The 14,944-nt window shown below is 70.5% G+C and carries 12 protein-coding genes; 9 read left to right on the top strand and 3 right to left on the bottom strand.

Features of this window, described 5'->3' with window-relative positions:
* Nucleotides 1-30: 30 nt before the first annotated feature.
* Nucleotides 31-1,491, bottom strand: a complete 1,461-nt coding sequence (locus O3438_RS22620) for a CCA tRNA nucleotidyltransferase (protein WP_269681792.1) — start codon at nt 1,489-1,491, stop codon at nt 31-33.
* 126 nt (nt 1,492-1,617) lie between these two features.
* Here O3438_RS22620 and murJ point away from each other — a divergent pair, with 126 nt between their 5' ends.
* The 7 genes from murJ to O3438_RS22585 all read left to right on the top strand — a co-directional run bounded on the left by murJ (nt 1,618) and on the right by O3438_RS22585 (nt 9,950).
* Nucleotides 1,618-3,372 (top strand): murein biosynthesis integral membrane protein MurJ, encoded by a 1,755-nt coding sequence (gene murJ / locus O3438_RS22615; RefSeq protein WP_269681791.1) that lies wholly within the window; start codon nt 1,618-1,620, stop codon nt 3,370-3,372.
* Nucleotides 3,373-3,817: 445 nt separating this feature from the next.
* A complete protein-coding gene (locus O3438_RS22610) occupies nt 3,818-5,428 on the top strand; it encodes a protein kinase family protein (RefSeq protein ID WP_269681790.1) in 1,611 nt (536 codons plus the stop codon).
* A 43-nt stretch (nt 5,429-5,471) separates the two neighbouring features.
* Nucleotides 5,472-6,188 (top strand): RNA polymerase sigma factor SigM, encoded by a 717-nt coding sequence (gene sigM / locus O3438_RS22605; RefSeq protein WP_269681789.1) that lies wholly within the window; start codon nt 5,472-5,474, stop codon nt 6,186-6,188.
* Complete coding sequence (locus tag O3438_RS22600) at nt 6,185-7,141, top strand: hypothetical protein (RefSeq protein WP_269681788.1); 957 nt, start codon at nt 6,185-6,187, stop codon at nt 7,139-7,141. The genes sigM and O3438_RS22600 overlap by 4 nt, the downstream gene beginning before the upstream one ends.
* Before the next feature lie 183 nt (nt 7,142-7,324).
* Entirely contained in the window at nt 7,325-8,275 is a 951-nt protein-coding gene (gene trxB, locus O3438_RS22595) for a thioredoxin-disulfide reductase (RefSeq protein WP_269681787.1), read from the top strand.
* A gap of 30 nt (nt 8,276-8,305) precedes the next feature.
* Nucleotides 8,306-8,629: a thioredoxin gene (trxA, locus tag O3438_RS22590; protein ID WP_088987049.1), complete on the top strand. Its 324-nt coding sequence runs from the start codon at nt 8,306-8,308 to the stop codon at nt 8,627-8,629.
* A gap of 157 nt (nt 8,630-8,786) precedes the next feature.
* Nucleotides 8,787-9,950 carry an N-acetylmuramoyl-L-alanine amidase gene (locus O3438_RS22585; protein WP_269681786.1) on the top strand — a complete coding sequence of 388 codons (1,164 nt, stop codon included), beginning with the start codon at nt 8,787-8,789 and terminating at the stop codon, nt 9,948-9,950.
* 26 nt (nt 9,951-9,976) lie between these two features.
* Here O3438_RS22585 and O3438_RS22580 read toward each other — a convergent pair whose 3' ends face one another.
* Complete coding sequence (locus O3438_RS22580; RefSeq protein ID WP_088987047.1) at nt 9,977-10,642, bottom strand: GNAT family N-acetyltransferase; 666 nt, start codon at nt 10,640-10,642, stop codon at nt 9,977-9,979.
* A 296-nt stretch (nt 10,643-10,938) separates the two neighbouring features.
* Between O3438_RS22580 and O3438_RS22575 the strand changes: the two genes are divergently transcribed.
* Together O3438_RS22575 and O3438_RS22570 are read left to right on the top strand one after the other, a co-directional pair.
* Nucleotides 10,939-12,252, top strand: a complete 1,314-nt coding sequence (locus tag O3438_RS22575; RefSeq protein WP_269681785.1) for an aminotransferase-like domain-containing protein — start codon at nt 10,939-10,941, stop codon at nt 12,250-12,252.
* A 7-nt stretch (nt 12,253-12,259) separates the two neighbouring features.
* Nucleotides 12,260-13,264 (top strand): D-alanine--D-alanine ligase family protein, encoded by a 1,005-nt coding sequence (locus O3438_RS22570; protein ID WP_269681784.1) that lies wholly within the window; start codon nt 12,260-12,262, stop codon nt 13,262-13,264.
* Nucleotides 13,265-13,573: 309 nt separating this feature from the next.
* Here the strand turns inward: O3438_RS22570 and O3438_RS22565 are convergent, their stop codons facing one another.
* Complete coding sequence (locus O3438_RS22565) at nt 13,574-14,557, bottom strand: hypothetical protein (RefSeq protein ID WP_332367498.1); 984 nt, start codon at nt 14,555-14,557, stop codon at nt 13,574-13,576.
* Nucleotides 14,558-14,944: the final 387 nt, after the last annotated feature.

The raw sequence follows: 14,944 nt of genomic DNA, 5'->3' as shown, positions 1-14,944 counted from the left end.
CGATCAAAGCCAGACGGCGGCCTGATGGGGCTAGTCGACCAGGCCCTCGGCGCGGGCCCAGCGCAGCAACTCCACCTCGGCGGCGTCGCGGTCCAACGGGCCGTGTTCGAGGCGCAGTTCCTTGAGGTGCTTCCAGGCCCGGCCCACCACTGGCCCCGGCGGTACGCCGAGCAACTCCATGATCGCGTTGCCGTCCAGGTCGGGGCGGACGCGGGCCAGGTCCTCCTCGGCCGCGATCCGGGCGATCCGGTCCTCCAGCGCGTCGTAGTCCGCGGCGAGCTGCGCTGCTTTGCGCCGGTTACGGGTCGTGCAGTCCGAGCGGGTCAGCTTGTGCAGGCGGGGCAGCAGGTCACCGGCGTCGGCCACGTAGCGGCGCACCGCCGAGTCGGTCCACTCACCCCGCCCGTACCCGTAGAAGCGCAGGTGCAGCGCGACCAGCGCGGTCACCTTCGCGGTGATCTCCTTCGGGTACCGCATGGCCTTCATCCGCGCCTTGGTCAGTCGTGCGCCGACGACCTCGTGGTGGTGGAAGCTGACCCGACCGTCGGGAGCCGCGGCCTTCGTCGCCGGCTTGCCCACGTCGTGCATGAGGGCGGCCATCCGCAGGACGAAGTCGCACCCCTCGTCCTCGTGGGAGACGGCGTTCGAGACGACCGTCAGGGTGTGCTCGTAGACGTCCTTGTGCTGCGCGTGCTCGTCGATCTCCAGCTTCAACCCGGTCAGCTCCGGCAGGAACCGCTCGGCCAGCCCGGTGTCGACGAGCAGCCGCAGACCGGTGATCGGGTCGGCGCCGCAGAGCAGCTTGGTGAACTCGTCACGGATCCGCTCGGCGGTGATCCGGTCCAGGTCGGCAGCCATCTCGGTCATCGCCCGGTGCACGTCCGGGTGCACGGCGAAGCGCAGTTGGGCGGCGAACCGGGCGGCCCGCAGCATCCGCAACGGGTCGTCGCCGAACGACTCACCGGGGGTGCTCGGGGTACGGATCACCTTGGCCGAGAGATCGTCCAGGCCACCGTGCGGATCGGTGAACCGGTGTTCCGGCAGGCTGACGGCCATCGCGTTGATGGTGAAGTCGCGCCGCTTCAGGTCCTCGTCGAGGCTGGTGCCGTAGACCACCACCGGGTTGCGGCTGACCTGGTCGTACGACTCCGCGCGGAAGGTGGTGACCTCCAGCCGGAGACCGTCGCGCTGCGCGCCGATGGTGCCGAACTCCCGACCGGTCTCCCAGATCGACTCGGCCCAGCCCTTGAGGATGCGCAGCGTCTCGTCCGGGTGCGCGTCGGTGCAGAAGTCGAGGTCGTCCCCGAGGCGGCCGAGCAGCGCGTCACGTACCGAACCACCCACCAGGTGCAACTCGTGACCGGCGCGGACGAAGCGGCGGCCCAACTCGTCGGCGACCGGGGAAACCCGGAGCAGTTCGGCGACGGCGTTGCGCTGCGCGGCGGTGAGTTCGCGGCGGTCGGCGGCGTGTGGAGCGGAGGCTTCGGACATGGGATCGCCAGCTTATCGGGCCGGGGTGTGATCCGATCCGCCGGGCGCGGGTAACGGGTGGGGGTTGACTATGGTCTGTGGCGTGCGGGTTGGTGTCCGACCCGACGTACCCCTGGGAGGCTGGAGATGAGCGGCGGGCTCTACCGCAGCGCCAACGCCGCGGAGGATGGCGGGCCCGGCGCTGGCGTACGTCCGGGAGACGGCGCAACGTTCATCTCCGCCGAGCCGCTGAACCAGCCGGCCCTGGAGTCGACCGCGCCGCCGCAGGAGCAGGTGGCCGAGGCGAGCGCCGCGGCCAACAGCGCGGTGATGGCGATCGGCAGCCTGGTCAGCCGGGGTACGGGCTTCCTGCGGACCCTGGTGCTGACCGCCGCGCTCGGTGGCGCGCTGGTCGGTGACGCGTACACCACCGCGCAGATCCTGCCCGGAATGGTCTACGAGTTCCTGCTCGGCGGAATCCTCACCAGCGTGCTGATCCCGGTGCTGGTCCGTCGGCGCAAGGTCGACACCGACGGCGGCCAGGCGTACGCCCAGCGGCTGTTGACCCTGGCGGTGCTGACCCTGGCGGGAGCAGCCCTGCTGGCCGTGCTGGCGGCGGGCTGGCTGACCAAGCTCTACACCAGCGACAACCGCGGATCGGACTACCAGGACCTGGTCACCAGCCTGTCGTACCTGATGTTGCCGATGATCTTCTTCACCGGCCTCAGCGCGCTGATCAGCGCGGTACTCAACACCCGGGGTCACTTCGCCGCCCCGATGTGGGCGCCGATCCTCAACAACATCGTGGTGATCGCCACCGCCGGCCTCTACATCGCGATCTTCGGTGCGGAGATCGTGAAGCCGAACGAGATGACCACCGGCCGGATCCTCCTGATCAGCGGTGGCACCCTGCTCGGTGTCGCGATCCAGGCCGCCGGCCTGCTGCCGGCGCTGCGCAAGGTCGGCTTCCGGTGGAAGCTCCGCTTCGACTTCCGCGCGCTCGGCCTGCGTGAGCTGGGCCGGCTCGGCGGCTGGATGTTCTGCTACGTGGCGGTCAGCCAGGTCGGCCTGATCGTGCTGTTCAACCTGCTCAACCGGGCGGGCGACGGGGACGCCGGCGCCCTGATCTACAACAACGTCTTCCTGCTGCTGATGATGGCGCACGGCATTATCGCCGTCTCGATCATCACCGCGTTGATGCCCCGGATGAGCGCCGCCGCCGCGGACGGCCGCTACGCCGACGTCGCCGCCGACCTGTCCCGGGGCACCCGGACGGTCTCCGCGGTGCTCGCTCCGATCGCCGTCTGCTACGCCGTGCTCGCCACCCCGCTGGCGGTGGTGCTGTTCCGCTACGGTGCCTTCAGCGACGAGAACGCCGCCGACACCTCGCTGGTGCTGCTGCTGGCCGCGCTCGCCCTGGTGCCGTTCGCGATCAGCCAGCTCTTCACCTTCGCCTTCTACGCCCTGCCGGACACCCGCACCCCGGCCCTGATCAACATTCCGGTCGTGGCGCTGCGGATCGGCGTGCAGATCGTGCTGTTCGCCGCGTTCGCTGCCCACTTCGCAGCGGCCGGAATGATGATCGGTAACGCCGTCTCGTATCTGGCGGCGGCGATCGGCTCCGCCTGGCTGCTCCGTCCGCGGGTCGGCCGGATCGGGCTGGGCCACATCATGCGCACCCTGGGCCGGGTCCTCGTCGCCGCGCTCGGCGCCGCGCTGGTCGGCCTTCTCGTGATCAACCTGCTGCCCGGTGGTGAAACGCCGAGCTGGGGCCAGGCCGTCATCCAACTGGTGATCGGCGGCGCGGTGATCGGTGGGACCTACCTGGGTCTGGCGATGGTGCTGCGGATCAGTGAGATCACCGAGGTGGTCGGGATGGTTCGCCGTCGCCTCGGTCGCTGATCGTCAGCAACAGATCACAACAAGTTGGCACAGATACAGATCGTCACTGCGGATCACCAGGCTGGGGATGCACCTGTGGATAACTCCGCGTTTCGCCGGTCAACCACCGTATCGGGCTGTGGATAACCAACCGTACGGCTGAGCGTGACCGGCCGATCGGTGGGAACATCTCGGTTGTTGGGAGCATCGCACCAGGCCAGCCCCGCCGTCGGTCACTTGCGGTGAAGCCGTAGATTAGCTAGTACATGTGCCAGCAACGTGGCTGACAACGGTCGTAACCGGACGACTTCTCCGACTGCCGGGAACCCGCCAGGTACGGCGGGAAGATGACATGTCGGGGAGACGGGCAACCCGGGTAAGGTCGCTCTCGACGGGTACGGCAGGGGCCGACGCTGCGCGTCGAAACCGGTCGGCCGGTTCCTTCAACGGCAGAGCGGGAAGCCACATGCCCAGCAGTGCGGGTCCATCGATCGACACGATCACCGAGGGAGGACGGGTGACCCAGGTCGGCGAGGGTCAGGAGGCGGACGAAAGCGCTCCTCCGGTCATGACCTTCGGTGCTCCCACGGCCGGTGAAGTCCTCGCCGAGCGGTACGAACTGGTTGAGCACATCAACAACGACAGCGCGGGTCGGCTGGTCTGGCGCGGGGTCGACGTCATCCTGCGTCGTCCTGTCGCGGTGGTGCTGCGCTACCCGGGCGGCGACTCCGCCACCGAGATGCTTCAGGCCGCCGTCGCGGCCAGCCGGGTCATCCACCCCAACCTGGTCGGCGTCTACGACGCGATCGACGAGGCCGACCGGGCTTACGTGGTCCGCGAGTGGGTGGACGGGCAGTCCCTGCGGGACCTGACGGCCGACGGCCCGCTGGATCCGGCCCGCGCCACCGCGATCGGCAACGCCGTCGCGAGCGCGCTCGCCGCGGTGCACGCCACCGGCATGGTGCACGGCAACGTCCACCCCGGCACCGTCATGATCAGTGACGAGGGCCGCGTCGTCCTGGCGGACGCCCGCACCGACGGCGACGACAGCCAGGAGAACGACATCCGGGCGGTCGGCGGCGTCCTCTACTTCGCCCTGACCGGCTACTGGCCGCACACGGAGGCACCGTTGCGCGGTGCCACCGCCGGCCACGGCCGTGCCGCCATCCCCGACGCCGTTCGAGACGCCGCGGGTGTCCTCGCCGCACCCCGCCAGGTCCGGGCCGGTGTGCCCGCGTACCTGGACGACCTGACCATGGATCTGCTCGACGCCCAGATCGCCCCGCCGTCCTCCGACGTGCTCGCCGCCGAGCTGGCTCGTCTGGACGTGCCGGCCGAGGAGGAGCACTACCTCGACAACAGCGGGCCGTTGCGGTTCGCCGCCGAGACCGGGGAGGAGCCGTCGCCTCTGGCTGCGGCCGGGGGGCGCAAGGTGGCCCTGGGCATCGCCGGTCTGCTGGTGGTCGCCCTGGTCGGCCTCCTGATCGGGATCAGCACCCTGGGCGACGACGGCGACAAGGGCTCGCAGGCCAACCAGCCTCCCGCCCCCACGTCCAGCGCACCGGCCGGCGACGCCACCCCGGCCGCCAACGAGGTGCGCAAGCTGGCGGTGAAGAACGTTCGGATCATCGACCCGGACAGCAAGAACCGCAGCGAGGTCGGCGGGGCCGAGAAGGTCATCGACGGTGACGAGGACAAGGGCTGGGAGACCGAGACGTACCAGGGCCGGCCCAACTTCGGCAACCTGAAGAAGGGCATGGGGGTCTGGCTCGACCTCGGCGAGCCGCACAGCGTCAAGTCGGTGCAGGCGGTGCTCTCGGCGCCTGGCGCGTCCGCCCAGCTCATGTCCGGCACGACCAACCCGCCGTCGAACTCGAACGGCGACAAGCAGCTGGTCGCCAACTACACGGACCTCATCGGGCAGCCCTTCGAGGACCACGACGGCGCCACCATGGCGTTCAACGGGTTCGACGCCGACAAGAAATACCAGTACCTGCTGTTCTGGATCACCGAACTGCCCCCGTCCGAGGGCGGCTTCAAGCTGGGCGTGCAGGAGATCACGGTCCAGGGGTCGTGAGCCGGACGGCTTCCTCCTGGCGCTGCTTCCACAGGACGTGGTGATGGACGGGCACGCCGCAGCTACCGATCTGGAGCTGCTGCGTGCCCACGTCGATGGTGATCCGCACGCCTTCGCCGAGCTGTTCCGGCGGCACCGCGACCGGCTGTGGGCCGTCGCCCTACGTACCCTCGGGGACCGCGAGGAGGCAGCCGACGCTCTCCAGGACGCGCTGCTGTCCGCGCACCGGGCCGCGGCGCGGTTCCGGGGCGACTCCGCGGTCACGACCTGGCTGCACCGCATCGTGGTGAACGCCTGCCTGGACCGGATCCGTCGCCGGCAGGCGCACCCGACAGTGCCGCTGCCCGACGGCAACCGCGCCGAGGACGGGTCGGGCGTCGGCGGGCCCGAGCCGGCCGCCCCGGCACCGGACCACGACACCGCGCTGGTGGTCCGTGAGGCGCTCGCCGCGCTGCCCCTCGAACAACGCGCCGCACTGGTGCTGGTGGACGTCCAGGGTTACCCGGTCGCCGAGGTCGCCCGCATCCTCGACGTCGCCGAGGGGACGGTGAAGAGCCGCTGTGCCCGGGGGCGGGCCCGTCTGGCGGTGCTGCTCGGGCATCTCCGCCCGGCCGTGGCCGCCGCGCCCTCGCCCCGACCGGACCCCACGGGCCTGACCGGTGGCGTGCCGGCCGTCACTCCGGGGAACCCTGGCCCGGCGGAGGGCGTCGGATCGAGGTCGAGCCGGTACCGGCCGGACGCCAAGCAGGAGGACACGTGACGACCGAGGGGTTCCGGGAGGTCGACGGCGACCTTCTCGCTGACTACCTCGGCGGGGCGTTGGACGGCACCCCGCAGCAGGAGGAGGTCGCCCGGCTGGTGTCCACGGACCCGGCCTGGGTCGAGGCGTACGCACAGCTGGCGCCCGCGTTGACGGAGGTCCACGCGAGCCTGGCCCGCTGGGCCGAGCCGTCACCGGAGATGCCGCAGGCGATCGTCGACCGCATCTCCGCCGCGCTGGCAGCCGCGGAGCCGACGTCCGGGCACCGGGTCGACACCGCCACGCCACCTGTACCGGCCCAGGGCGGGGCTGGTCGCCGGCCCGCCATCCGCACCACCCGGGCGTCCGCCGGCCCCGGTCGACGCTGGAGAGAGGCGGTCCGCCACGGCAGGCCGGTGGCCGCCGTCCTGGTCGCCATCGCGGCGGTCACGCTGGGCCTCAACCAACTGGCAAGGAGCAGCTCGCAGGACACGAGTGGCACCGCCCTCGACCGGCCGGCCAGCGCGCCCGAGGGCGTCGCGGGGGCCGACCCGGCCCGCACCACCGGGCCGCCACTACGCAGCGGTACGGACTACTCCCCGCAGATCCTCGGCAACGAGCAGGGCACCATGCAGGGCGCGCCGAGCCCCAGCCGGGCGACCGGGAACACGCCCGGCACCCAGCCGGAGGTGGACGCCGGTGGAAGTCGGCGTCCCATGGGTGACGGGCTGGACCAACTGGCCCGCCTTACCGGCGAAGCAGCGCTGAAGACCTGCCTGACCACCGTGACGACGGAGCACGGGAACGGCCCGCTGGTGGTCGACGTGCTGGACTACGCCCGGTTCCAGGGCGAGCCGGCACTGGTCATCCGTTTCACCGACGCGACCGGGGCCCGCTGGGCCTGGGTGAGTGGCCCGGAGTGCGGGGTGCCCGGGTCCGGCTCGGACAGCCGGTATTCGTCGCGGGTAGGGTGAATCCACGGTCGATGGCGCGATGACCGCCCACGTGACCTGACCCACCGGATGCCCGGCTCGGGAATCCCCGGTTCGTACGATGACGTTCTGGAAGTCAGCTGTCGGCCCCACCCAGGCGTCGGCAACTCGGATCGGCATCGGTGCTCACGCCGACGCCGAACACACACAACTCGGGAGACGGCAGTGGACGAGGTCCGCAACCTGATCATCATCGGCTCCGGGCCGGCTGGCTACACGGCGGCGGTCTACGCCTCGCGCGCCAACCTGAAGCCGCTGATCATTGAGGGCGTGCAGTCCGGTGGTGCGCTGATGACCACGACCGAGGTCGAAAACTTCCCCGGCTTCGCCGACGGCATCCTCGGCCCCGAGCTGATGGACAACATGCGCAAGCAGGCCGAGCGGTTCGGCGCCGAGTTCCTCACCGACGACGTGACCCGGGTCGAGCTGGTGGACACCGGCGACGTCGGCTCCGGCGCGGTGAGCACCGTCTGGGTCGGCGAGACCGCCTACCGGGCCAAGTCCATCATCCTCTCCACCGGTTCGGCCTGGCGTCCGCTGGGCGTGCCCGGTGAGCAGGAATACCTGGGTCACGGTGTCTCCGCATGCGCCACCTGTGACGGCTTCTTCTTCCGCAACCAGCACATCGTGGTCGTCGGTGGCGGTGACTCGGCGATGGAGGAGGCCACGTTCCTCACCCGCTTCGCCGAGTCGGTCACCATCATCCACCGCCGCGACTCGTTCCGGGCCAGCAAGATCATGGCCGATCGGGCGCTGAGCAACGAGAAGATCAAGGTCGAGTGGAACAGCACCGTCGAGGAGATCCTCGGCGACGACGGCAAGGTCACCGGCGTACGGGTCCGCAACGTGCACACCGGCGACACCAAGGTGATGGACGTGACCGGCGTCTTCGTTGCCATCGGTCACGACCCGCGCAGTGAGCTGTTCCGCGACCAGGTCGAGCTGGACGACGAGGGTTACGTCAAGGTCCACGCCCCCAGCACCCGCACCAACGTGCCCGGCGTCTTCGCCGCCGGCGACGTGGTCGACCACACCTACCGTCAGGCGATCACCGCGGCCGGCACCGGCTGTGCCGCCGCGCTCGACGCCGAACGGTTCATCGCGACGCTCGGCTGAACAAGGAACACATCCCGGAGGAGGGGCATAGTGGGAAATACCAAGGCGGTCACGGACAAGAGTTTCGTCGCCGACGTGCTGCAGGCCGACAAGCCGGTTCTGGTGGACTTCTGGGCCGAGTGGTGCGGCCCCTGCCGCAAGGTGTCGCCGCTGCTCGAGGAGATCGCGGGCGAGATGGGTGACCAGGTCACCATCGTCAAGCTCAACATCGACGAGAACCCGGAGACCGCACGGGCCTACCGCGTGATGTCGGTTCCGACGCTCACCGTCTTCAAGAACGGTCAGCCGGTGCAGTCGATCGCCGGCGCCAAGCCGAAGGGCGAGCTGGTCCGGCTCATCCAGTCGGCTCTCTGACCAGCAGGACACCGACCGAACCCCGTACCCGCTCGCCGGGTGCGGGGTTCGTCGTTCCCCCGGCTGTTTTCCCTGGCCCGCCACCTCGCCGCCCCGGAGCGCATAGCCTCAAGCCGAGGCCGCCCGGCCAGCCAGCGTCGTGCAGAGGGGGTCGTGCGTGCGTCCGATCCGACCCGGTGACCGAGGACCCGCGGTCACGGAGATCCGTACCATCCTTCTCAGCCTCGAACTCCTCCCCGCCGCCGGGACGCACGCTGACGAGTTCGACCTCGACACCGAGCGGGCGGTCCGCGCGTTCCAGCAGTCCCGCGGGCTCAGCGTGGACGGTCGGGTCGGTGCGGAGACCTGGCGTGCCCTGGACGCCGCCCGCTGGCGGCTCGGTGCCCGCACCCTCTACCACGCCGTCCCCGAGCCGCTCACCGGCGAGGACGTCCGGTCGCTCCAGGAGCGGCTTCTGGAAATGGGGTACGACGTGGGCCGGGCCGACTCCATCTACGGCATCCGGACGGCCCGCGCGGTAGCGCAGTTCCAGCGCGAGGTCGGGCTCACCCCCGACGGATCCTGCGGCCCGCACACGATGAACGCGCTGCGCCGGATCGGCCGCAAGGTCGTCGGTGGTCGCCCGCAGTGGCTCCGCGAGTCCGACGCCATCCGGCAGTCCGGGCCGGCGCTGGTCGGCAAGACGGTGGTGATCGACCCCGGGCACGGCGGCACCGACCCCGGGATGGTGGTACCCGACGGGTCGCTGCGCTGGACGGAGGCGGACCTCGTGCACGACCTGGCCAGCCGGCTGGAGGGGCGCCTCGCCGCGTCCGGGGTACGGGTACAGCTCACGAGAGGGCCGTCGCCCGACAGGTGCCTGCCGGACACGGACCGGGCCCTGCTGGCCAACTCGCTCGGCGCCGACGTGTTCATCTCGCTGCACCTGGACGGCCACGCCAACCCGGACGCGGAGGGTGTCGCCACCTACCACTACGGCACCGACAACGGGGTGACCTCGGCGACCGGTGAACGCCTCGCCGGGCTCGTGCAGCGGGAGATCGTCGCGCGTACCGGGCTGCGGGACTGCCGTACCCACGCCAAGACCTGGGAACTGCTGCGACTGACCCGGATGCCCGCCGTGCGGGTCGAGGTCGGGTACCTCACCTCACCCACGGACCGCGCCCAACTGGTCGACCCCCGGTTCCGGGACCGTGTGGTGGAGGCGATCGTGGCCGCGGTGCAGCGGATGTACTACCCGATCGAACGGGACGTCCCGACCGGTTCGCTCGACGTCAGCGAACTGCGGGCCGTCGTGGCCGCCGGCACTGTGGTCGACTGATCGTCGGTCACCCGTGGCGTCGACCGTCAGCCGTTGGTGGAACGGGTCGCCGGGGCGGGACGAACCGGCCGGAGCAGAGTTTCGGGGCTCATCGACCCGAGCAGCTTCTCCAACGCGTACTCGACATCCGACTTCCAGCTCAGCGCGGTGCGCAACTCGAGACGCAGCCGGGGGAAACGCGGATGCGGACGGACGGTCTTGAACCCCACCGAGAGGAAGAAGTCGACAGGCGCCACGCAGCCACCCGACGGATCGTCGGCGTCGCCGAACTTCGCGTCACCGAACGCCTCGATGGCCTTGATCCCCCGCTTGGTGAGATCCCGGGCGACGCCCTGCACCAGCATCCGACCAAGGCCGCCACCGGCGAACGCGGCGACCACGTTGGCGGTCATCAGCAGTGCCGCGTCAGCCGAGACCGGTGAGGTGGGGAACGCCATCGAGCGGGGCACGTAGGCGGGCGGGGCGTACATGACGAAGCCCGCCGGCATGCCGTCGACGTACGCGAGCTTGCCGCAGGAACCCCACTCCAACAGCGTCTGGGAGACCCACGCCTCCTTCTCCAGGCCCGGATCACCCGCAGCGCAGGCCCGGTCCGCGGAGACCGGATCGAGCTCCCAGTAGACGCACTGCCGGCACGGACTGGGAAGGTCCTCAAGCGTGTCGAGGGTCAGGCTGACCAGACGTCGCGACATATGGCGCATCCCCACAATAGGCTCGGTGGTAAGACCGGCATGGAACGACAGCGCCGCCTTCCTGCCCCCGACGAGCGATCGTACGCCGCCGATCGGCGATGCGGGAGGGGACGCGCAGATGCCCACCGCACCGGGGGACGTCGAGCGGACGGTCCGCCATGTGGTCGATCCGTCTCGGCACCCAGGCAGCGGGGCTCTGGCGGACTAGGATCGACAATCGGCGCCCCGCCGCCATGGTCAGCGGCGTGTGGGGTACCCGGGGCGGCAGCCACCCGAGCAGCGATCGAGGTGAGGTCATGACCGGCACGACACTCGACGACTACACCGACCGGTACGCCCGGCGGGTACGCGGAATGACCGCCTCGGAGATCCGAGCACTGTTCGCGGTCGCCAGCCGCCCGGAGGTCGTCTCGCTCGCCGGTGGTGCCCCGTACATCGCCGCTCTGCCGCTGGACGCGGTCGGTGAGATGCTCGGCCGGCTCGGCTCCGAACACGGTGTGAGCACCCTCCAGTACGGCATCGGTCAGGGCACCCTCGAGCTGCGCGAACGGATCTGCGAGGTGATGTCGCTCTCCGGGATCGACGCGGCGTGCGGTGCCTCCCCGGAGGACGTCGTGGTCACCGTGGGCGGGCAGCAGGCCCTGGACCTGGTCGCCCGGCTCTTCCTCGACCCGGGTGACGTGGTGCTCGCCGAAGGTCCGACGTACGTCGGTGCGCTCGGAGTGTTCCAGGCCGCCCAGGCGCAGGTCGTGCACGTACCGATGGACGAGGACGGTCTCGTCCCCGAGGCGCTGGAGGCGGCCATCGCCGACCTCGCGCGCGCCGGCCGCCGGGTGAAGTTCCTCTACACCATCCCCACCTACCAGAACCCGGCCGGCGTGACCCTCAGCGAGGAGCGCCGCGAACGGGTGCTCGACATCTGCGAACGCGCCGGTCTGCTCGTCGTCGAGGACGACCCGTACGGTCAGCTGGGTTTCGAGGGTGAGGCCCCGGCGCCGTTGCGGGCCCGCCGCCGGGACGGCGTGTTCTACCTCAGCACCTTCTCCAAGACCTTCGCCCCCGGGCTGCGGGTCGGTTGGATCCTCGCGCCGCACGCGGTCCGCGACAAGCTGGTCATCGCCAGCGAGGCGCAGATCCTCTGCCCGAGCGGTTACGCCCAGGCCGCTGTGGCCACCTACCTCGGCACCATGCCGTGGCGGCAACAACTCAAGGTCTACCGCGAGGTCTACCGGGAACGCCGGGACGCCCTGCTCGACGCGATGACCGACCTGATGCCCGAGGGCACCAGCTGGACCACCCCGGCCGGTGGTCTCTTCGTCTGGGCCACCCTGCCCGACGGGCTCGACTCCAAGGCCATGATGCCGCGCGCGATCGCCGCCCGGGTCGCCTACGTGCCCGGCACCGGTTTCTACGCCGACGGCACCGGCACCGGCGCGATGCGCCTCAACTTCAGCTTCCCGCCGCCGGAGCGGATCCGCGAGGGTGTCCGCCGGCTGGCCGGGGTCATGGAGCAGGAGATCGCGATGCGCCGGGTCTTCGGTGCCGTGGGTGGTGCCGCCGGCCGACGCGGCCGGGCCGGCTCCGACGTGCCAGGGCCCGACTTGGCATGATGCCGGCATGGGTACGACCGCCGTTGAGCGCATCCTCGTGACCGATTCCGCAACCTCGCCCGACCTGCGCGTGGTGGTGCTCGCGGGAGGGCTCTCCTATGAGCGGGACGTGTCACTACGCTCCGGCCGCCGGGTGCTCGACGCGCTACGCGCCGTCGGGGTGGAAGCCGAGATGCGGGACGCCGACGTCGCGCTGCTGCCAGCGCTCGCCGCGGACCCCCCGGACGCCGTGGTGATCGCACTGCACGGTGCCACCGGCGAGGACGGCTCGCTGCGGGGAGTCCTGGACCTCTGCGACATCCCGTACGTCGGCTGTGACGCCCGAGCCTCCCGACTCGCCTGGGACAAGCCCTCCGCCAAGGCGGTGCTCCGCGAAGCCGGCATCCCCACCCCGGACTGGGTGGCACTCCCACACGATCGCTTCTCCGAACTCGGCGCGGTCGCCGTACTGGACCGGATCGTCGACCGGCTGGGCCTCCCTCTCATGGTGAAGCCGGCGCAGGGCGGGTCCGGGCTCGGAGGCGCGGTGGTCAGGGACGCCGCGGCGCTACCCGCCGCGATGGTCGGCTGCTTCGCGTACGACTCCACAGCCCTGGTGGAGCGGTACGTAGCCGGCATGGACGTCGCGGTCTCCGTGGTCGACCTCGGTGACGGTCCGCAGGCGCTGCCGCCGGTGGAGATCGTGCCGCGCAACGGTGTCTACGACTACGCGGCCCGCTACACGGCCGGCCGCACCACCTGGCACGCTCCAGCACGTCTCGACCCGGAGGTGGCCGCCACGGTCTCCGACGTGGCTCTCGCCGCACACACCGCACTCGGCCTGCGGGACCTCTCCCGCGTCGACGTGATCGTCGACGCGTCCGGCCAGCCACACGTGCTGGAGGTCAACGTCTCTCCGGGCATGACCGAGACCTCACTGCTGCCGCTCGCCGTGCAGGCGGCAGGGCTGGACTTCGGGCGCCTCCTCGGCACGCTGGTGAGTCGCGCAGCGGCACGCCTCGCCGCGTCCTGATCTGCTCAGCAACGTCCTACGGTCCTGATCTGCCGACAAAGCGCCGTGTCCTGATCTGCTCGGCGGGTGTCGCGCCCGGATCTGCTTGGGACGCGCCGCGTCCACAACGCGTGTGCCGACCTGATGGTCGGCGCACGCGAATGCCGTCACCGGCCCTGTGGTCACTCGTGCCCGGCGGGGGCGGGTTCATCGTTCGGTTCGTCGAGACGTCGCGGTGCCGGCCCTCGCGGCGTCCTTGATGCTGCGGTGTTCGCTGTCCGGGGTGGCCGTTGGGCGAGGACTCGTCCTCTGCGTGCGGGGATGGCCGAGTTACTGGCGGCCGTTGGTGGCATCGTCGCTGGCGTCGTCATCCGGGTCGTTGAGCACAGACCGTGCGTTGACGGGTGCCGTCACAGTGCCGGCGATCCCGGGCGTCGGCGTGCCTGAGGCCTGGTTGCTCGACGTTGCGGGGCCGGGCGTCGGCGTGCCGGCGGGGGTTCCACCTGACGCCTCGTCGGCTGATGCCGGCTCATCATCGGATCCACCCGTCGAATCGCTGGGGGGTGCAGTGGAGCCGGCCTCGGCATCCTCGTCGAGCGATACCTCGTCAAATGCGGACGCGGTGTCGCCCTGGGCCACGTCGGCGTCGGTTGCCGGCTCGGGAATCTCCTCTGCTGCCTCGATCACAGAGACAGCAGCTGCCTCGGCGGCAGCGGCATCCGCAGCGGCCGACTGTGCCAGAAGGCTGGACGGCGCCTGCCACTGGATGCGGGGCGGCTCGGCGAGCGGGCGGCCGCCGAATTCGGCGAGCCAGGCGGCGACGAGCGCCAGGTTCTCCCGCCACTGGGCCTCGGAGATCGGCGGCAGGATCGAATCCCAGAGGGACAGGAAGGTGCCCCGCAGTTGAAGGCGACCGTACGGGCGGGCGAGGAACCACATGTGCAGGTGGGCCGAGCCGTCTCCCCACCGGTTGACGTGCACCCGGGCCACGCCGTCGAGGGACCGGATGGCCCGCTCCAGACGTACGGTCATCACGCCCAGCTCGGCAGCCAACAGGTTCGGCAGGTCACCGAGGTCGAGGTGAGTCCGCGATTCCAGGATGAGAACCATGGGCAGTCCGGTCGGCCGGTCCATGGCGCGTACCCGCCACCGCTCCCCGACCCAGATGTAAGCATCGTCGGGCGCGTTGCAGGCGGTGCATTCCCGGAGACCCTCGCCCTTCCGGGGCGGCTCGACCGGGACCGGATCATCGAGTTGCTTCACGTGGAGGTCGCCCTCGAAGGGGAACGACGGCCACTGGGTGAAGTCCGGCACTGAGGGAGGGGTGTCGTGCACGACGCTGACCCTAACCGAGTCTGGCACCGCTGTCCCTACCTGAATGATCGATCTCGACACAGCGAATCGGTACCCGTTGTCGACCCGCCACACCGGGTCACGGACCTCTGGTCGAGCGGTATCCACAGCCTGCCGAGATCCTGAACACGGGCCGTCATCCACAGGCATGCACCCGCTCCCACGCGCTGTTTCACGTGAAACCGAGGGTGCCTGTGGAAAACCGGTGTGGATAACTTTTCCGCCCGTCGGTCGTTGTCCGCAGACCGCCGGAGAGGGCCGCTGCGACTGTTCGCCGACACCCCCTTTTCGGTGCTGTGCTGGGCGTCCCTCGACTTCGCGGTGATCCCAGCGCGCGTACGGCCACCC

It is taken from the genome of Micromonospora sp. WMMC250 (genome assembly GCF_027460215.1).
GTDB classification, from domain to species: Bacteria; Actinomycetota; Actinomycetes; order Mycobacteriales; family Micromonosporaceae; genus Micromonospora; species Micromonospora taraxaci.
This window is presented reverse-complemented; position numbering and strand designations above follow the sequence as displayed.